This window comes from Aliiroseovarius pelagivivens, assembly GCF_900302485.1.
Classification (GTDB): Bacteria; Pseudomonadota; Alphaproteobacteria; order Rhodobacterales; family Rhodobacteraceae; genus Aliiroseovarius; species Aliiroseovarius pelagivivens.
Genome location: NZ_OMOI01000001.1, coordinates 1,021,493 through 1,040,212, shown reverse-complemented (window position 1 = coordinate 1,040,212; position 18,720 = coordinate 1,021,493). Strand labels below are relative to the sequence as shown.

The following is an 18,720-nucleotide window of genomic DNA, read 5'->3' as shown; positions in this document are numbered from 1 at the left end:
TCAGTCCTTCTGAATGGGGCGGGTGCCGGTGATGGTCAGCCCGTAAGCGTCCAGACCCACATAGCGGGTTTCGGGGCTGTCGGTCAAAAGAACCATCTCGTTCAGGCCCAAGGACGACAGAATTTGTGAGCCAAGGCCGATTTGGCGCACGGTGCGCGGGCCTTCTTCTTCATCTGCGTGCAGCGTCTTGCGCGGCTCACGGAACAGGCAGACAACTCCCCTGCCCTCGTCCGCGATGATCTTCATCGCGCGCGGCAGCTCGTCGGCGGGTTTCGGGCCAAGGCCCAAAACGTCCTGCGCTTCTTGCAACGCATGGGTACGGACCAGCACGGGTTCGTCGGTGGTGATGTCGCCCTTGATCAGCACCACATGCTCGATCTCGTGCGTCATGTCGGTGAAGATGCGCATCTCCCATTCGCCACCAAATTCCGAGGTGATGGACTCACGCCCGGTCTCACGTACAAGGTTATCGTGGCGACGACGATAGGCGATCAGGTCGGAAATCGTGCCGATCTTGATGGCGTGTTTCTTTGCGATCTCAACTAGTTCCGGCAGACGCGCCATGGTGCCGTCTTCATTCATGATCTCGCAGATCACGCCGGAAGGATTACGGCCCGCGAGGCGCGAGATATCTACTGCAGCTTCCGTGTGGCCGGCACGGACCAGCACACCGCCATTACGCGCGCGCAGTGGGAAGACGTGGCCGGGGGTCGCAATCTCGGCTGGGCCATTGTCGGGGTTGATCGCAGTCGCCACAGTCAGCGCGCGGTCGGCGGCAGAAATACCGGTCGAGACACCTTCGCGGGCTTCAATCGACACGGTGAACGCTGTTTCATGGCGCGAAGAGTTGTGCATCGCCATCATCGGCAGGCCCAGCTCATCAATACGCTTGGATTCCATCGGCAGACAGATCAGCCCACGGCCATGGGTGGCCATGAAATTCACAGCCGCCGCATCACATGCGTCCGCCGGAATGACGAAGTCACCTTCGTTTTCGCGGTCTTCATGGTCCACAAGGATATAGATCCGGCCCGCGCGGGCCTCGGCAATGATCTCTTCCGCCGAAGCGATGGCATTCGACAAGCCGGCTTCGACCGGACCGGGTGTTTCGTATGTGGTGCTTTCAGACATGGCGCGTTCCCCTTCAGGCTCGGGGCTGAGTAGCGCAGGCGCGCGCTCAATGCCAGCCCAAAGGCGGCGGGAAACGGCTCCAAGACGTCACGAAAACGGTCTAGAACTGCCAGAGCGCCGGGACGAACTGATAGGCGTCGCCATTGCGGCGCACATGGCCCACACCAGGGAACGGGAAATGATACCCGAGCACCGCAATCCGGTCCGAAGCCGCCATGTCCAGCAAACGGTTACGTGTAACGCCAACTTGCGCCCCATCGGAATCCCGCCCCGAGAACCATTCAGGATGGGCGAAGTTCAGGATGGCATGGGTCATGCAGTCGCCCAGCGCGATCAGTTGCTGACCATCGCTTTCCACTGCCACGGACATATGCCCCGGTGTGTGGCCTGGGGTGTCGATCAGGCGAATGCCCGGCGCGATTTCGTGATCGTTCGACGCTAGGGTCCACTCCAGCCCCTCGGCATTGATGGAGTTCACAGCCCCCAGCACGAACTGCTGGTCTTCTGGTGCCACGCGATCCACAAGGCCGTCTTGCAGCCAGTGCGTACGCTCGGCCTCTCCCATCACATACTCAGCGTCCGGGATGATCGGTTCGTCAAAATCATCGCGAATGCCCCAGATGTGATCGGGATGTGCATGGGTGATGGCCACATGGGTGATGCCCATCGGGTCGATCCCTGCGGCCTCTAAGTTCTCCATCAATCGGCCCGTGGTATCGAACCAACGGGTGCCCGACCCGACATCCACCAAGACCTTGGCGTCGCCCAGCTCGATATACATGTGGTTGGTGTGCGAATAGCCGACCTCGGGGTCGATGTAGTGCTCTGCCATGAAGGCCAGCTTTTCCTCTTCCGGCGCGTTCATTGCCTGCCCACCGAAGGGCAAAGTGAAATAACCGTCCGAGACGATGGTGATCTTCGCCTGCCCCAGAGTGAAACTGAAATGCGCCGGATTGCCATCCGTTGGCGCGCCCAGCATGGCACGCGCGGTGGCGGGCATGGCGAAGGCGGGCGCGACTGCGGCCAGGCGCAGAAGATCACGGCGAGTGGGGCGAATGAGGGTCATGGGCGATCTCCGTCAGAAAGGGATTTCGCCAATCATATGCCCACTTTCGAATATTTCAATCGAAGATCACGCCAAACAGAAATCAGGACTGTCCGTAATCTGCCAGCCGCGCCACATAACGCGCCAGCGTGTCGATCTCGAGATTGATACGGTCACCGACCTGTGCCTGCCCCCAATTCGTCACCTCTTTGGTGTGCGAAATCAGGTTTACGCCAAACTCGTCGCCTTCGACCTCGTTCACGGTCAGCGACGTGCCGTTCAAAGCAACCGAGCCTTTGGGCGCAATGAATCGTGCCAGGTCAGACGGCGCGCGGAAGCGCACGCGGGTGCTGTCGCCTTCCACATGCATCGACACGATCTCGGCCACGCCATCCACGTGACCGGACACGATATGCCCACCCAACTCGTCACCCACCTTAAGGGCACGTTCAAGGTTCACGCGGCGACCGACAACCCAGTCGCCCAGATTGGTTTTCGACACAGTTTCTGCTGAGATATCAACGTCATACCAGTCATCCCCCAATGCAACGACCGTCAGACACACCCCGTCCGAGGCGATCGACGCCCCCAGATCAATCCCAGCCGTGTCGTACGCGGTCACAATACGTGCACGCATGTCGCCTGCTTGCTCCAGCGCCTCAACGCGCCCCACATCGGTGATGATCCCAGTGAACATGTCGCCTCCTACATCGGGTTGGTGTCTCTGCTGTAACGGAAACACGGTCGAGTTTGAAGCCAAGATGCAGTGCGTTGGCCAATGTGTCTGCCCCAATAAAAGCACCCGAATGGCCCCATTTTTGCCGCAAGCCACTGTTAATTCCCCTGCAACCATATTCTTGTAGATATACAAAGCGACAAACGCTCTCATTGTTTGGTGATTTTCTGGCATGGCGCGCATCACGGGCGAAAACCGAAACTTCCTGTTCCTGCAAGGGCCTCACGGTCCGTTTTTTGGGCGTTTGGCCAAAATGCTGGGCCGATCAGGGGCAAAGGTGTGGCGTGTTGGGTTCAACCGTGGCGACCAGGCATTTTGGCCCGAAAAGGCCAGCTATATTCCATTCACAGACCCTCAAGATCAGTGGAGCGGTCGGTTCGAACAGATTGTCGATACGCACGACATCACCGACATCGTACTCTATGGCGACACGCGACCGATCCATGCCCAAGCCGTAGCGCAGGCGCGCGCGCGGGGACTTACCATCCACGTTTTCGAAGAAGGCTATCTGCGTCCCTATTGGGTGACCTATGAGCGGGACGGGTCCAACGGAAACTCGCGCTTGATGGACTATGATGTCGCGCAGATGCAGCGCATTCTTGAAGACGCCGAACCGGACATGCCCGAGGCCCCCGCCCATTGGGGCGACATGCGCCACCACGTGTTCTATGGTGCGGTCTATCACTGGTTTGTCATGTTTTTGAACCAGCGCTACCGCAATTTCAGACCCCATCGATCTATTGGTGTAGGCAAAGAGTTCCTTCTTTATTTACAACGTCTTGTCCTGATGCCCGTCATTGCTGCGGATCGCATGGCAGCCTCATTGCGCATCCGCTACGGAGGCTTTCCTTATCATTTGGCCTTGCTGCAGCTGGAACATGATTCAAGCTTTCAGATGCACAGCCCCTTTACCTCGATGACCGAGTTTTTGGAGCTTGTGATCGCGGGCTTTGCCGAAGGCGCCCCCACGCACCACCATCTGGTCTTCAAAGCCCATCCACTGGAAGACGGGCGCGTTCCGCAACGGCGTGAAATCCGCAAGTTGGCGAAAGCGCATGGGATTGCCGATCGCGTCCACTATGTGCGCGGCGGCAAGCTTGCCAAGCTTCTAGATCACGCGCGATCTGCCGTAACGATCAACTCGACCGCAGCCCAACAGGTGCTCTGGCGCGGCCTTCCGTTGAAGCTTTTCGGTGATGCGGTTTATGCCAAGTCAGAGTTCGTTTCGGAACAACCCCTGCCCGAGTTCTTTGACATCCCGACCCGCCCCGACAAACGGGCGTATCGGGATTATCGTCACTTTCTACTTGAAACAAGTCAGGTTGCAGGCGGCTTTTACTCATCGCGTGGCCGACGACAGCTGCTACGCCAGGTGGTGGATATGATGCTGGCGCAGGACGATCCCTATCAGGCTTTGGAACAGGGAACAGCGGCACCTCGGCAACAGTTGAGCGTGGTCAGCTAACCTTAAAGTGCCTCGGCTGGAATTTTGACCGGTCTCGCGATAACCTTCGGAAAATGAATCAAACCTCTAAGAAGGTGTACGGGCAGTGACGACAAAAAAATCAAATTGGGCCAAGCACTTGATCTTGGCGTCGGCCGTATTCGCGCTCAGCTCTTGCGGGCTGCCTCGTACAGGTCCGACCAAGCAAGAACTCTATGCTGGATCGGTCCAGAAAAATGGCAACGCATTCATCGTAGACGTCAATGACCGCGTTACCCGCCAAACGGCAGTTGTCCCACCTCTTGGTTTCGGCCCGGAATTCCAGAACGGCGGTGTCGTCGGGTCGGACACGATTCGTGCTGGCGACACGCTTGGCATTTCGATCTGGGAGAACGTCGAAGACGGCATCCTGACCACGGCCGGGGCCCCAGCAACGCTTGAACAAGTGCAAGTTGACGGCGAAGGATACATTTTCATTCCTTATGCCGGGCGTGTGAAAGCCGCCGGAAACTCGCCCGAAGCAATTCGCCGCGTGATCACCAGAAAACTGGCTGAGCAAACACCGGATCCGCAGGTCACGGTGCGCCGCATCGCCGGTGATGGGGCGACCGTGACGGTCACTGGCTCTGTCAGCGGCCAAGGTGTCTATCCGATTGAACGGCCAACGCGCACCCTGAACGCCATGCTGGCCCGAGCTGGCGGCGTTTCCATCGAGCCTGAAATCGCAAAGGTCAAAGTTATTCGTGGCTCGAAAATCGGAGAGATCTGGTTTGAAGATCTGTTTAGCAACCCGCAGATGAACATTGCGTTGCGCGGCGGCGACCGAATTCTGGTCGAGGCTGACCCCCGCACCTTTACCGCCCTTGGTGCAACCGGTGCTCAAAGCCGTGTTGGCTTTGCAAGCCAAACCCTTTCAGCCGTAGAAGCCATTGCACAGGTGGGCGGTCTTTCCTCGGGAACCGCTGATCCGACAGGTGTATTTGTTCTGCGCGATGAGACTGCGGACATTGCAAATGCGGTTCTTGGACGTTCGGACCTGACCGGAACGCAGCGCATGATCTATGTCATGAACCTGACCGACACCAATGGGCTGTTTCTGGCGCGTGACTTCGGTATCCGCGACGGCGACACCGTTTATGTCACCGAGGCCCCCTATACGCAGTGGTCCAAGGTGCTGACAGCTTTGACTGGGTCGCTGTCCACAGCAGGATCCATTGCGGCGCTGAACCAAAGCCTGACCGAGTGATCGGGCCACAGCCCGTGACAGACCATAATGAAGAACATCTTGCCGCCGGGTCATCACAGCCCCGGCGGCTTTTCGTTTACAATGGCGGCTTCCTGACCCAACCACGCGTGAAGCGCATCCTTGACCTTGCAGGGTGGCAGATCCGGCTTGGGCTTCCCGGTGATGGGGATTGGGTTGGGACATGGGGCAAAAGCCCGACCTCGGGCCGGGGCGAGGCTGTCGCTTCGCGCAAGAACAACCCCGTTCTCAGGGTCGAAGATGCCTTTTTGCGGTCGGTCCTGCCCGGCCGGTCGGGCGAACCACCCTTGGGCCTGATGCTGGACGATCTGGGGGTCCATTTCGATGGATCTGCCCCATCGCGGCTTGAACACATCCTGAAACACGACCCGCTTGACGACAGCGCCCTTCTGAACCGTGCGCGCACGGCGATTGAACGGATGAAATCCGGGCACTTGTCGAAATACAACGCCTTCCACCCGGACCTGCCCGTGCCAGATGCGCCCTATGTTCTGGTGCTTGATCAAACGGTGGGGGATGCCTCGATCCGGTATGGCGGCGCGTCCGATGCGACCTTCCGTGACATGCTTGTCGCCGCACGATTGGAGCATCCTCACGCACGCATCCTGATTAAGACCCACCCCGAGACACAGGCAGGCCATCGCACCGGGCATTACGGAACCGAGGACGAAAACGAACAAGTGCAGTTGATCACTGATCCGGTCAGCCCTTGGGCTCTGCTAGACGGTGCAATGGCCGTCTATACGGTCAGTTCTGGCATGGGGTTCGAGGCCATTCTGGCCGGCCACAAACCGCATGTGTTTGGGCAACCTTTCTACGCGGGCTGGAACTTGACCGAGGATCGACAGCCCATAAACCGCCGTGGTCGCAACCTGACGCGCGCCCAGCTGTTTGCAGGGGCCATGATGCTTTACCCCACATGGTACGATCCCTATCGCGACCAACTGTGCGAGATCGAGCAGGTCTTAGACACGCTCGAGGCCCGAGCGCGCGCTTGGCGTGAGGACCATCAGAGCTATGTCGCCAATGGCATGCGCTTGTGGAAACGTCGCCCTTTGGCCGAGTTTTTCAAGGGCACAGCTACGATTGTGTTCGACGACAATGCCGTGCGGGCGGCAGACGGGGCAGAGACACTGGGGCGCCCACTGATGATTTGGGCAGGAAAAGAAGAGCCCGTGCACAGTACGCACCGCCTTCCCCTTCGTGTCGAGGATGGCTTCCTTCGATCGCGAGGGTTGGGGGCTGAACTTGTGCCACCTCTGTCATTGGTGCGCGATGATCTTGGCATCTATTATGACCCGACGCGTGCAAGCCGGTTGGAACGGCACATAGAAGCCGCGACCACCCTTCCCGACCACGCTCGAGATCGCGCCGCGGGACTGATCGCACGCATCACCCAAAACCGCTTGGGCAAATACAATCTCGACCGTCCCTTGCCCGATGGACTGGACCATTTGCCCGATGGGCGCCGCATCCTTGTGCCGGGACAGGTCGAGGATGACGCTTCGATCCGTTTGGGGACAACCGATGTGGCGACCAACCTTGATCTTCTGAAACGTGTACGGCTTGAAAATCCAGAGGCGGTGATCATCTACAAGCCCCACCCCGATGTGGAAGCGGGCTTGCGTGACGGGTTCATCGCGCGGGACGAGGCCGCAAAATACGCCGACCTTGTCGCCGATCAGGCCGACCCTATCGCTCTGCTGGACCACGTGGACGCGCTGTGGACAATGACCTCGACCATGGGGTTCGAGGCATTGTTGCGCGGGGTGCCCGTGACCTGTCTGGGCGCGCCATTCTATGCGGGCTGGGGCCTGACCACGGATCTAGGGCCTGTGCCTGACCGGCGGACTGCCCGTCCGGATTTGATCGCCCTCGCCCATGCGGTGCTGATCGACTATCCGCGCTATTTCGATCCCCTCACCAAAACCGCCTGTCCCGTAGAAGTCGTGGTAGATCGGCTGGCGTCGGGTGACGTGCCAAAGGGACGACGTGGCACACGGCTGTTGGCAAAATTGCAAGGGATCTTCGCCAGTTATGCCTATCTGTGGCGATAGGCTGCTAGGCTTAATCTTTCGTTCTCCGTGTCCAGCGGTGCAACACATCGCCGCCAATGTCGCGACATTCCACCAGATCGAACCTGGGAGCCTCCGCCAGACGGCTTAGACCCATGGCGGCCAGTGATGGGCGACCTTCTGCCCCAATCGCGAGCCCTGCGCCGTAGCCCACAAGATTATCAACCATATCCGCCACCAGAAGCGAGGCCGCAAGTCCCCCGCCCCCTTCGCAATAGACGCGGGTCAGCCCACGTTCCCCAAGCGCAGACAGCACCGAGGCCGGATCAAGCGCCGCCTGCGCTTCGTCCACTTCGATCAATGTGGCTCCTATGCCCTCCCAAGCCGATATCAGCTCGGGGGCGGCGCGACGGCCGTGGCATATCCACAGCGGCACTTCACGCGCGGTGTGGGCAAGTTGGCTGTCCAAGGGCAGATCAAGATGGCGCGACAGAACTACGCGTACCGGCTGGTGATCGACGCCCAACCCACGCACGGTCAACGATGGGTCATCATCGCGGGCTGTCCCTGCCCCGACCATCACGGCATCATGGCTGGCACGCATGGCATGCACATGACGGCGTGCTTCCGGACCCGTTATCCACTGGCTTTCACCGCTGGCCGTGGCTATCCGACCATCAAAACTGCTGGCAAGTTTGAGCGTCAACATAGGGCGACCACGGGTGACACGACTTAGAAACCCTGCCTGATCAGCGCGCGCGTCGGTCTCGCATAGCCCAGTTTCAACTTCGATCCCGGCGGCACGGAGCTTTTCAAAGCCTCCGCCATCCACGCGCGGATCAGGATCCCCCAAGGCGCAAACCACGCGCGAGACACCCGCCGCGATCAGAGCTTCAGCGCAAGGAGGGGTTTTACCGTGATGGGCGCAGGGTTCCAACGTGACATAGGCGGTTGCACCCTTGGCGGCAGCCCCGGCCTGCGCAAGCGCTACGGGCTCGGCATGGGGGCGTCCGCCGGGCTGGGTCCAACCCCGCCCAACAATCCTATCATCCCGGACGATCACACAGCCGACCGCTGGGTTCGGCCACACACGCCCAAGCCCACGCCGCGCAAGCGACAAGGCCAGACGCATATACCGAAGATCTGCGCCTGTCTTACCTGACATCATCGACGCTTACTCGTCTTCGTGTGGGATATCCGGGCGCAGTTCGCTGACGAATTTGTCGAAATCATCTGCGGCCTGGAAGTTCTTGTAAACACTGGCAAACCGCACATAGGCGACGGTGTCGATCCGGGCCAAGGCCTCCATCACGATCTCGCCAATGGATTTCGACTGAATGTCGGTTTCGCCCATGCTTTCCAGGCGTCGCACGATGCCCGAGATCATCTGGTCAATGCGTTCCGGTTCAACGGGACGTTTCTGCATCGAAATTCGGATCGAACGCTCCAGCTTTTCGCGATCAAAATCTTCGCGTCGGCCGTTGGATTTGATCACCACAAGATCGCGCAACTGCACGCGCTCATACGTTGTAAAGCGCCCACCACAGGCCGGGCAGAACCGGCGGCGACGGATGGCCACATGGTCTTCTGCCGGTCGGCTGTCTTTCACCTGAGTGTCGATATTTCCGCAAAACGGACAGCGCATAGGCGACCCCTTTTCTTCACTGTTCCCCGTTGGTGTGGGCTTTAACCACTTATCCACAGGCACTATAGGGCAGCCTCTAGGTCTTGTGTAGAGGGAAATCCACGCCCCAAAATACGGCGGGCGCTATCCATTCAGATAACGCCCGATCAGTGCATTTTTTTCGCCGACCAACGTCGACCCCCTCGACACTGTACAGCAAGCTTTAAGGGTTGCTGCATCAGGTTCTGTGGCAAAGGCTATTCTTGAATGGTCTGAAGATAGTAAACCAGAGACAGGATACGCCCCTGAACAATCTCTTCAGCGTCAACACCGGGATGGAAGGTGTTTGGACCAGCTTCAATCATGAACAGATCCCCCCACACTGGCATGTCCGTTGTGCCATGTCCTGCGATATCGCGCCGCCCGTTGATGGACTGATAGACCTCGGAGAACGGGAAAATCCCGTTGTTCTTCTTGGATAGAACGCGAAGATCACGCGGCTGCTCGGCGAATAGTGCCGACACAGGACCGCTACCCATCGCATCCGCGCCATGACAGGCAGCGCAGTTCTCAACAAACAGCGCTTTCCCAAACATAGCTTCATCAAGCTGAGCAACAGCTGGAACGGCTGTTACCCCAATTGACAGAACACTACCTGCAACAAACTTCAGAAGCACAGATTTCATTTTAATTCCTCCCAGTTAAAATGGCGGAACTACTTCTGAACCTGTGAAATTACCCTTATTCAAAAGCAATCCCGAACATTAATATATTACAACGAGATACCCAGCAGCGCCTTGATCGGTGTCAATCAACCAGTTTTAACGGCTCAGATGCGCCACCACCTGCCGCTGATGCGGTGCGTTGCGGTGTTCAAATAGATAGATCCCCTGCCACGTACCCAAGGCCATGCGACCGCTGGTGACAGGGATCGCAAGGTTAACCGGTAGTATGGCGGATTTGATATGAGCCGGCATGTCATCCGGCCCTTCATATGTATGAGTCAAATAGGACATGGACGGATCGGTTGTCGGCGGCACCAACCGATGAAAGAAGTTGCGAAGATCCGTCTGGACCTCGGGGTCTGCGTTTTCCTGGATCAGCAGGGAGCACGAAGTATGGCGCACAAACAGCGTCAGCAGCCCTTCATCCGTTCCTTGCCTACGCAGCCAGCTCTGCACCTGATCGGTGAACTCGTAAAGGCCCTGCCCATTGGTTGAAATCTTGAACAATCCGGCCATAAGCCCCCCAGAAAACGAAAAAACCAGCGCCCAAATACGACGCTGGTTTAATCCTTACCCGACCGAGCCCCCACGTCACAACGCCCTAGCGCCATGCCCCATTTCGCTCAGTCGGATCTCGAACCGTATAATCCTGTCACAAAAGCAAGAACGCAGGACGATCAACAGCCTTCCCGGTCTTCTTCCGTTTTTCCAGATTTTTCAGCGCGAGCTTGCGTCCCAAGCGAACCGATACGTCGGCTTGTTTCGCAAAATCTCGTTTTGTCGGCTCAGCAACTTGCCACTCTGACTCAAGCGCCAGCGGCCTTTCTTTCACAACATCATACATAAAATCACCCATCATTTTGCCAAAAAAATACTCTGGCATGAACACTTCCCCGACACATTTATGACACAAATCACCCAGGCTTTAAATCCGAAGGTTGTGTTTTTTGTAGAATTAGAGGGAAACAATCTGTTCTCTAGCCGAACCGTGAAACGCCTAGGTGGATGCACGCCTCAGCCACACCCCACATGGTTGCGGCGCGCTTTATCCAACTATTGCGGATCGCCAAATTCATGCAATTCACTGCAACAAGGCATCCAGAAGTTTGGGTGATAGCCGGGCAGAACAAAAAACGCCCCGCAAAAATGCGAGGCGTCCTTAGTAGTCTTCGCTCTGTCGTTTACTGATCCAAGAACGACCGCAGCTTGCGGGACCGGCTTGGGTGCTTCAGCTTGCGCAGCGCTTTGGCTTCGATCTGGCGGATCCGTTCGCGGGTCACGCTGAACTGCTGACCTACTTCTTCCAGAGTGTGGTCGGTGTTCATACCGATGCCAAAACGCATCCGCAGCACACGTTCCTCACGCGGGGTAAGAGACGCCAGAACCCGTGTCGTGGTTTCCTTGAGGTTTTCCTGAATGGCGCTGTCCAATGGCAGAACAGCATTCTTATCCTCGATAAAGTCACCAAGCTGGCTGTCTTCCTCGTCCCCAATCGGGGTTTCAAGGCTGATCGGCTCTTTGGCGATCTTCATCACCTTGCGGACCTTCTCAAGCGGCATTTGCAGCTTCTCGGCCAGTTCTTCCGGGGTCGGCTCGCGGCCGATCTCGTGCAGCATCTGGCGGCCGGTACGGACCAGTTTGTTGATCGTTTCGATCATGTGGACCGGGATACGGATGGTGCGCGCCTGATCTGCGATCGAGCGGGTGATTGCCTGACGGATCCACCACGTCGCATAGGTCGAGAACTTGTAACCACGACGGTATTCGAACTTGTCTACCGCCTTCATCAGGCCGATGTTACCTTCCTGAATAAGATCAAGGAATTGCAGGCCACGGTTGGTATATTTCTTTGCGATCGAGATCACGAGGCGCAGGTTGGCTTCGACCATTTCCTTCTTGGCCTGACGCGCCTCTTTTTCACCCTTTTGAACCTGCTGCACAATGCGGCGGAATTCAGGAATGTCGACGCCGACATATTGACCGACCTGAGCCATGTCACCGCGCAGCTTTTCAACTTTGTCGGTCGACCGCTCAATGAAGCCCTGCCAAGCGCGGCCGGTCTTCTCGCCCATCTCCTCCAGCCAAGTCGGATCAAGCTCGCGACCACGATAGGCTTCGACGAACTCGCGGCGGTTGATGCGGGCTTGGTCTGCCAGCTTCACCATCGACGAGTCGATCGACATGATGCGGCGGTTGATGCCGTAAAGCTGGTCGACCAGCGCTTCGATACGGTTGTTGTGCAGGTGAAGCTCGTTCACCAACAGGACGATCTCCGAGCGCAGCTTCTGATACGCACCCTCTTCTTTTTTCGAGAAGCTGTCATCTTCGTTCAGGGTCGCGGACATCCGCAGATCCTGCATTTCCGACAGCATCTCGTAATCGCGAGCGATCAGTTCGAGGGTCTCAAGCACGCGCGGCTTCAGCGCAGCTTCCATCGCCGCCAGAGACATGTTGGCGGCTTCATCCTCGTCGTCATCATCGTCGTCGTTGTTAATCGGGTTACCGTCGGCGTCCAGCTCTTGCGCTTTTTCTTTCTTCTCGGCGTTCGGGGCAGCACCATCGGCGGATGGTGTAACCTCTTCTTCCTCGTCTTCTTCCAGCTGGTTGCCGAACGTCGCATCAAGGTCGATCACGTCGCGCAGCAGAATGTCTTCGTTCAGAAGTTCTTCTCGCCAGATGGTAATCGCCTGAAACGTCAGCGGGCTTTCACACAGACCCGCAATCATGGTGTTGCGGCCAGCCTCGATCCGTTTGGCAATCGCGATCTCGCCTTCACGCGACAGCAATTCGACCGAGCCCATTTCGCGCAGGTACATGCGAACCGGGTCATCGGTGCGGTCAAGTTTTTCGGTTTCGGCCGTCGCGACAGTGACGTCACCACCGGCGTTTTTCGTCACCAGCTCGGTCGAGCCTTTTTCTTCTTCTTCCGCTTCTTCATCTTCAATGATGTTGATGCCCATCTCGGACAGCATCGACATCACGTCTTCAATCTGTTCCGAGCTGACCTGTTCAGGCGGAAGTACCTGATTAAGCTGGTCATAAGTGATATAGCCACGCTCGCGCGCTTCGGCGATCATCTTCTTGACCGCGGCCTGAGACATATCGGTCATCGGCTCGGCGTGCTGATCGTCTTTTTGATCGTTGGCGGTATCCTTGGCAGCCATGGGCTCTCCTTGCACGAAAGGCGCGGGCTGGGCCGTTTTGATCAGGCAAGGCGTCCCCTGCTGTCGGCCACCCGCGCTTGGGTGATTCGGGTTGAACAACACTGATTCGAATCAGTGATTCGTCCACAGCTGTAAGGTGGGTGCTTTACGAGGTGTTTGCAAGCAGGCGGCAGGGCCTGTCGTGCGCTTCAGTGACTTTTTCCCTTCGAGGGGTCGATCTGTGCCAACAATGCGTCCAAAGCATCACGTTCTTCGCGATCCATTAGCGAGCCATTATCAGCAACCTCGTAAGTCGTTTTATCTTCGGTTTGGCTGCGCAGCGCTTTGTTACGTGCCTCGGCAGCCTGGCCCAAACGCCATGTCACGCCCTCATCAGGCAGCGCATCCATATCCGCCTCGGCATCGCGAATTTCACGTGCCACACCGCGCTTTGCTTCCAGCTTTGTCAGCTCTTCGGTCAGACAGGCCAGCACGATTTCATCGTCGTTACTTGTACGAATAGCGGGCGTGATCCGTACGTGGCTGAGCGAAAACAGCCGGTCCAGCACATCGCCCCCGACTCGATTCAGCAATGCTTCTTCCAACGCCTCGGCCCCGAAATGCGCCGAGGTCAGGACGCAGCGCAGCAGCAAGTCGTGATCCGGCCCAACCATGTCCAAACGCTCCATCCGGCTTTCAACCTGATCCAGCATATCCGGGCGGCGGATCAGGATGGCCAGAATGACCGCCTCGCGCAGGGCGTCTTGCGCGCGCTCGTCCGCGCTGGCCAGCATCGACCCTTTCGTCGAGGCCAACACCGGAGGCGTCGCCTGCCAACCGCGTCGCCCACCGGGCTGCCAAGGACGTTTGTTTCCGCCCTGCCCCGAGGGACGGTTGCGGAACAGCTCCCACCGCTTGTCTTTGATCGCCTGACCGTAGTGATTTTTGATGGACGGATCCTGAATGCGTGCGATGGCCGTGCGCAGATCCTTATCCAGCGCGGCCTTGCGCTCGGGGCTGTCAAAGACCTTGCCTTCGGTCTCGCGCCGCCACAGCAGATCAACCATGGGAATGGCCCCATCGATCAACGTCTGCATGGCGCTGGCCCCACTTTCTTTCAGCAGGTCATCCGGGTCTTTGCCTTCCGGCATGATCGAAAAGCGCAGGCTTTGACCCGCTTCCAGCAAAGGCAGAGCATTGTCGATCACCCGCATAGCAGCGCGCAGCCCTGCCGTGTCGCCATCCAATGCGATGATCGGTTCAGGTGCGATGCGCCACAACAGGCGCAACTGGTCTTCGGTGATCGCAGTTCCCAGAGGCGCGACTGTGGCGTTGAACCCGGCCTCAGAAAGAGCAATCACGTCCATATAGCCTTCAGCCACAATCAACGGCTGGCCCTTGCCAGCGGCTTCTCGCGCGGGGCCGTGGTTGTAAAGGTTGCGGCCCTTGTCGAACAGCTCGGTTTCGGGCGAGTTCAGATACTTGGCGTTGTCATTCGGGTCCATCGCGCGACCACCAAAGGCAATCGCCCGCCCGCGCGCGTCGCGGATCGGGAACATGATGCGGCCACGGAACGTGTCATAGGGTTTTCCGCCCTTCTGGCTGGGCTTGGCCAACCCGGCACCAAGGATCAAATCATCCTCGACATTCTTGGCCTTAAGGTGATCCCAAAGGCCCTGCCACGCATCCGGCGCAAAGCCGATTTCCCAACGATCCAGCGCCGCTTCGTCAAGACCACGACGGGTCAGATAGTCGCGCGCCTCGGCCCCGGCACCAGTCTTCAGCATCAGGCGGAAATGATTGACGGCCATCTCCATCACTTCGATCAACAGCGTACGACGGTCGGCCTTTTCCTGTGCCTTCGGATCGCGAGCGGGCATCTTCATCCCCGCTTCACCGGCCAAGATTTCTACCGCTTCTATGAACGAGACATTCTCGGTCTCTTTCACGAAGCTGATCGCATCCCCTTTCGCGTGGCACCCGAAGCAGTAATAGAACCCTTTTTGGTCATCCACATGAAAAGACGCGGTTTTTTCCTGATGGAAGGGGCAAGGCGCCCACATGTCGCCCTTGGCTTGATTGGACTTTCTCTGATCCCACATGACCTTACGCCCAACAACCTGTGTCAGGCTGAGGCGGGTGCGCAACTCATCTAGGAAACCGGGTGGCAGAGACATGTTCTATATATCGGGTCGATAGCGGACAGAGTCCAGCCTAAGCGCCAACCGCTCCGCGCACCATATCCCAATAGCGATCCGCCACCGCTTCACGCGACAGGCGGCCGCCCTCGCGATACCACGTGTTCACCCCGGTCAGCATCGCAATGATTGCCATGGAACTTAGGCGAATGTCGGACAATTCCAGCTCGCCTGCCTCTTGACCTTCGCGCAGGATCGCCTCCAATTCGCCCTCATATTGACGGCGGAGGGTTTCAATCGCGGCGAAATTCTCGTCCGTCAGGTTGCGCAGTTCCATATAGGCGATGAAGACTGCGTCGGGACGTTCCAGGTGAAAGCGGATGTGGAAGCGCGAAAAGGCTTCAAGCGCCTCTAGAGCACTTTGCCCTTTGGGTTCGTCCGCCCACGCCGCCAGCAGCTCTTCCATATGCGAGCGCATCAGGTCGAACAGCAGGCTTTGCTTGTCCTTCGTGTAAAGGTACAGCGCACCAGCCTGCACACCCACTTCGCGCGCAATCTGGCGCATCGACACGGCCGCAAAGCCGTGACGGGCAAACAAGGTCAGCGCCGCCTCGCGAACGCGGGGGCCTGTGATTTCGCTGTGTGATCCGGTTTTACGCGCCATATGAAATTGGTAACTGAACAATCGTTCATATCCAAGTGTTTCGCCAAAATGTGTCGCAACGTCCTGCCGCCATCCGTCCGGAACACCATGCTGCCTTGCAGCGTCCGCCCGCCCTGTCTATGGTCGCGGTGACGACAGCTTCAAGGACCGCCGCCGCATGACCCGACCGCTAAAAACCTGCCTGTTTCTGGGGTTCGGAGTCCTGATGGCGTGCTCGGACATTCCGGATTTTGCTGCTGGAACGACGGCAAACGCCCCCTACCCTCAGATCATCTCGATGAGCGACATTCTTGGCCAGGTCCCAACAGATCAGGGCGACTACGGTACCGGATCTTTGGCCAGCCGCGCCGCCGCGCTGCGGGCGCGGGCCAACCGCTTGCGTCGCGCCTCGGTCGTAGATGGGCAGACCCGCGCACGAATGCAGGCCGCATTGGCACGGCGTTAAGCCACAAACCCCACAAGAAATTGGGCTGCGCAGCCTCGCCGTGGATTGCACAGCCCTGCCGCTTTGGCTACACGTCGCTGGACCATATTACAGCCGACGGAGACCGACATGACAGATACCGCCCCCCTGCGCCTTGGAATTGCAGGTCTTGGCACCGTCGGCATCGGCGTGGTGAAGATCATTCGCCGTCAGGCAGCACTCTTGCAGGATCGCGCCGGGCGTCCGGTGGTAATCACTGCGGTTTCCGCCCGTTCGAAAGACAAGGATCGCGGCGTGGACCTGTCGGACTATGCTTGGGAAGACGATCCAGTGGCCTTGGCCAAGCGCGACGATATCGACGTGTTTGTCGAGCTGATGGGCGGCCACGAAGGCCCCGCCAAGGATGCCTGCGAAGCGGCGATTGCCACGGGTAAAGACATCGTCACCGCGAACAAAGCCCTTCTGGCCCATCACGGGCAGGAACTGGCCCTTGCCGCTGAAGAGGCGGGCGTGCGTATCCGTTATGAAGCCGCCGTCGCCGGTGGCATCCCAATCATCAAGTCGCTGCTGGAAGGTCTGGCCGGAAACGAGATCACCCGCGTCATGGGCGTGATGAACGGCACCTGTAACTATATCCTGACCCAGATGCAGGCCACAGGCCGCGGCTATAACGCGCTGTTCGAAGAATGTGCCGAGCTGGGTTACCTGGAAGCAGATCCAAACCTTGACGTGGGCGGCATCGACGCCGGTCACAAGCTGTCAATCCTGTCCTCGATCGCCTTTGGTACACAGGTCAATTTCGATGCGGTCGAGCTGGAAGGCATCCAGCGCATCCAGCTGGAAGACATTGAACACGCTGCCGAAATGGGCTTCCGCATCAAGCTGCTGGGCGTTGCCCAGATGACCGGCCGCGGACTGGAGCAGCGCATGTCGCCCTGCCTTGTGCCGGCCAGCTCTCCGTTGGGACAGCTGGAAGGCGGTACCAATATGGTCGTCGTTGAAGGCGACGCCGTAGAACAGGTAGTTCTGCGCGGTCCCGGTGCCGGCGAGGGCCCAACCGCCAGCGCCGTGATGGGCGACGTGATGGATATCGCGCGCGGCATCTCGATCCCAACCTTCGGGCAACCCGCGTCGACCCTGCGCCCAGTGACCGGCGCCAAAGCCGCCAAACCGGCGCCATTCTATCTGCGCATGTCGCTGCTGGATAAACCCGGCGCGATGGCCAAAGTGGCCGCCGTTCTGGGCGATGCGGGCGTCTCGATCAACCGGATGCGCCAGACCAGCCATGACGAGAAACTCGCCCCGGTTCTGGTCGTCACCCATAAATGCACCCGCGATGCGCTGGATGCTGCGCTGAAGGGTTTTGCCGAAACGGGTGTGGTCGACGGCGATCCCGTCGCCATCCGCATCGAAGAGCTGTAAACCCCTTCGCGCAACGTCAGTCTGCTTGCCACTGGACCGGTCCAGCCGGTCCAGCCAAAGTGCCTTCGGAGATAGGAGACACTTTTGGATTGGTTCACCCCGATTGATATCTATTGCGAACGAGTCAGCGCGGCCTTCTGGGCCGAACCGCTGAATGCGATCTCGAATCTTGCCTTCATTCTTGCGGCCCTCTGGGGGTGGATCGAAGCCAAACGTCGGGATCGGCTGGACCCGATGACCATGATCTTGATCCTGCTGGCAGGAATGATCGGGATTGGCAGCTTTCTGTTTCACACTTTTGCCAACGCCTGGTCCAGCCTGGCGGATGTGATCCCAATCTGGACCTTCGTCCTGCTGTTCGTTCTGGTCGCCCTGCGTCGCGTGGCTGGCATTCGACCTGGGCGCATTGGGATCGGCTTGGCCGTGATCGTCGCCCTCATCGCGGTTTTAGTTGCCTTTGGAGGCGACGGGTTTGGCAGCCAAACCAACCGAGACGTCGTCACCGAGGACGTCGCGACAGCCTCGCCACCCCTTGCGGGCGAGATCACGCATGATCACACCGGGAAAAACAGCCTTCTCAACGGATCAGAGCAATATTTGCCAGCTGTTCTGGCTCTTCTGGCGTTCACGTTCCTGACCCGCCGGAACGGGCACGAGATCGCCCCGTGGATCACAGCCGCCACCGTCATTTTCATGATTTCGCTCACCTTCCGCACATTCGACATGCATCTGTGTGAAATCTGGCCCCTAGGCACCCACTTCATCTGGCATATCTTGAACGGCACAATGATCGCGCTTTTGTTCCAAGGGCTCATCCGAAGCCCAGACCTGCGCTTTGCGACCTGAATCACGCACGCGGTACCGTTTTCGCCACGTAATGCCCTTGCCCCTGCCCCCACCGGCCCTTAAACCGGAAGGCAAATAGAGACAGTGAGGATTGCCCCT

17 protein-coding genes are annotated in these 18,720 nt (G+C 58.5%); 6 read left to right on the top strand and 11 right to left on the bottom strand.

Annotated features, from left to right (window positions below):
• From ribB to ALP8811_RS05110, 3 genes are all read right to left on the bottom strand, one after another.
• Positions 1 to 1,131, bottom strand: coding sequence for a 3,4-dihydroxy-2-butanone-4-phosphate synthase (ribB, locus tag ALP8811_RS05120; protein ID WP_108856080.1), 1,131 nt, complete (start codon positions 1,129 to 1,131; stop codon positions 1 to 3).
• Positions 1,132 to 1,231: 100 nt separating this feature from the next.
• Positions 1,232 to 2,197 (bottom strand): MBL fold metallo-hydrolase, encoded by a 966-nt coding sequence (locus tag ALP8811_RS05115; RefSeq protein WP_108856079.1) that lies wholly within the window; start codon positions 2,195 to 2,197, stop codon positions 1,232 to 1,234.
• Between the two features lie 82 nt (positions 2,198 to 2,279).
• Positions 2,280 to 2,873, bottom strand: coding sequence for a riboflavin synthase (locus ALP8811_RS05110; RefSeq protein ID WP_108856078.1), 594 nt, complete (start codon positions 2,871 to 2,873; stop codon positions 2,280 to 2,282).
• A 211-nt stretch (positions 2,874 to 3,084) separates the two neighbouring features.
• On the opposite strand from ALP8811_RS05110, the gene ALP8811_RS05105 reads away from it, so the two are divergent.
• The 3 genes from ALP8811_RS05105 (at position 3,085) to ALP8811_RS05095 (ending at position 7,677) form a co-directional block, all read left to right on the top strand.
• Positions 3,085 to 4,377: a capsule polysaccharide biogenesis protein gene (locus tag ALP8811_RS05105; RefSeq protein ID WP_108856077.1), complete on the top strand. Its 1,293-nt coding sequence runs from the start codon at positions 3,085 to 3,087 to the stop codon at positions 4,375 to 4,377.
• Between the two features lie 85 nt (positions 4,378 to 4,462).
• Positions 4,463 to 5,602: a polysaccharide biosynthesis/export family protein gene (locus ALP8811_RS05100; RefSeq protein WP_370738877.1), complete on the top strand. Its 1,140-nt coding sequence runs from the start codon at positions 4,463 to 4,465 to the stop codon at positions 5,600 to 5,602.
• 14 nt (positions 5,603 to 5,616) lie between these two features.
• Complete coding sequence (locus ALP8811_RS05095; RefSeq protein ID WP_108857438.1) at positions 5,617 to 7,677, top strand: capsule polysaccharide biogenesis protein; 2,061 nt, start codon at positions 5,617 to 5,619, stop codon at positions 7,675 to 7,677.
• 10 nt (positions 7,678 to 7,687) lie between these two features.
• On the opposite strand, the gene ribD is transcribed toward ALP8811_RS05095, so the two are convergent.
• The 8 genes from ribD to ALP8811_RS05055 all read right to left on the bottom strand — a co-directional run bounded on the left by ribD (position 7,688) and on the right by ALP8811_RS05055 (position 15,929).
• Positions 7,688 to 8,803, bottom strand: coding sequence for a bifunctional diaminohydroxyphosphoribosylaminopyrimidine deaminase/5-amino-6-(5-phosphoribosylamino)uracil reductase RibD (gene ribD, locus ALP8811_RS05090; RefSeq protein WP_370738876.1), 1,116 nt, complete (start codon positions 8,801 to 8,803; stop codon positions 7,688 to 7,690).
• A gap of 6 nt (positions 8,804 to 8,809) precedes the next feature.
• Positions 8,810 to 9,280 (bottom strand): transcriptional regulator NrdR, encoded by a 471-nt coding sequence (nrdR, locus tag ALP8811_RS05085; RefSeq protein WP_108856075.1) that lies wholly within the window; start codon positions 9,278 to 9,280, stop codon positions 8,810 to 8,812.
• A 236-nt stretch (positions 9,281 to 9,516) separates the two neighbouring features.
• Positions 9,517 to 9,945 (bottom strand): c-type cytochrome, encoded by a 429-nt coding sequence (locus tag ALP8811_RS05080; RefSeq protein ID WP_108856074.1) that lies wholly within the window; start codon positions 9,943 to 9,945, stop codon positions 9,517 to 9,519.
• Positions 9,946 to 10,080: 135 nt separating this feature from the next.
• Positions 10,081 to 10,500, bottom strand: a complete 420-nt coding sequence (locus tag ALP8811_RS05075) for a secondary thiamine-phosphate synthase enzyme YjbQ (protein WP_108856073.1) — start codon at positions 10,498 to 10,500, stop codon at positions 10,081 to 10,083.
• Between the two features lie 136 nt (positions 10,501 to 10,636).
• The gene (locus ALP8811_RS05070; RefSeq protein WP_108856072.1) at positions 10,637 to 10,867 is read right to left on the bottom strand and encodes a hypothetical protein; all 231 of its coding nucleotides are present in this window, start codon (positions 10,865 to 10,867) and stop codon (positions 10,637 to 10,639) included.
• Between the two features lie 298 nt (positions 10,868 to 11,165).
• The gene (gene rpoD / locus ALP8811_RS05065; protein ID WP_108856071.1) at positions 11,166 to 13,148 is read right to left on the bottom strand and encodes an RNA polymerase sigma factor RpoD; all 1,983 of its coding nucleotides are present in this window, start codon (positions 13,146 to 13,148) and stop codon (positions 11,166 to 11,168) included.
• 188 nt (positions 13,149 to 13,336) lie between these two features.
• A complete protein-coding gene (dnaG, locus tag ALP8811_RS05060) occupies positions 13,337 to 15,304 on the bottom strand; it encodes a DNA primase (protein WP_108856070.1) in 1,968 nt (655 codons plus the stop codon).
• A 37-nt stretch (positions 15,305 to 15,341) separates the two neighbouring features.
• The gene (locus ALP8811_RS05055; RefSeq protein ID WP_108856069.1) at positions 15,342 to 15,929 is read right to left on the bottom strand and encodes a TetR/AcrR family transcriptional regulator; all 588 of its coding nucleotides are present in this window, start codon (positions 15,927 to 15,929) and stop codon (positions 15,342 to 15,344) included.
• A 157-nt stretch (positions 15,930 to 16,086) separates the two neighbouring features.
• On the opposite strand from ALP8811_RS05055, the gene ALP8811_RS05050 reads away from it, so the two are divergent.
• From ALP8811_RS05050 to ALP8811_RS05040, 3 genes are all read left to right on the top strand, one after another.
• Positions 16,087 to 16,374 carry a hypothetical protein gene (locus tag ALP8811_RS05050; RefSeq protein ID WP_108856068.1) on the top strand — a complete coding sequence of 96 codons (288 nt, stop codon included), beginning with the start codon at positions 16,087 to 16,089 and terminating at the stop codon, positions 16,372 to 16,374.
• Between the two features lie 108 nt (positions 16,375 to 16,482).
• Positions 16,483 to 17,775, top strand: a complete 1,293-nt coding sequence (locus tag ALP8811_RS05045) for a homoserine dehydrogenase (RefSeq protein WP_108856067.1) — start codon at positions 16,483 to 16,485, stop codon at positions 17,773 to 17,775.
• An 84-nt stretch (positions 17,776 to 17,859) separates the two neighbouring features.
• Entirely contained in the window at positions 17,860 to 18,621 is a 762-nt protein-coding gene (locus ALP8811_RS05040) for a ceramidase domain-containing protein (protein WP_108856066.1), read from the top strand.
• Positions 18,622 to 18,720: the final 99 nt, after the last annotated feature.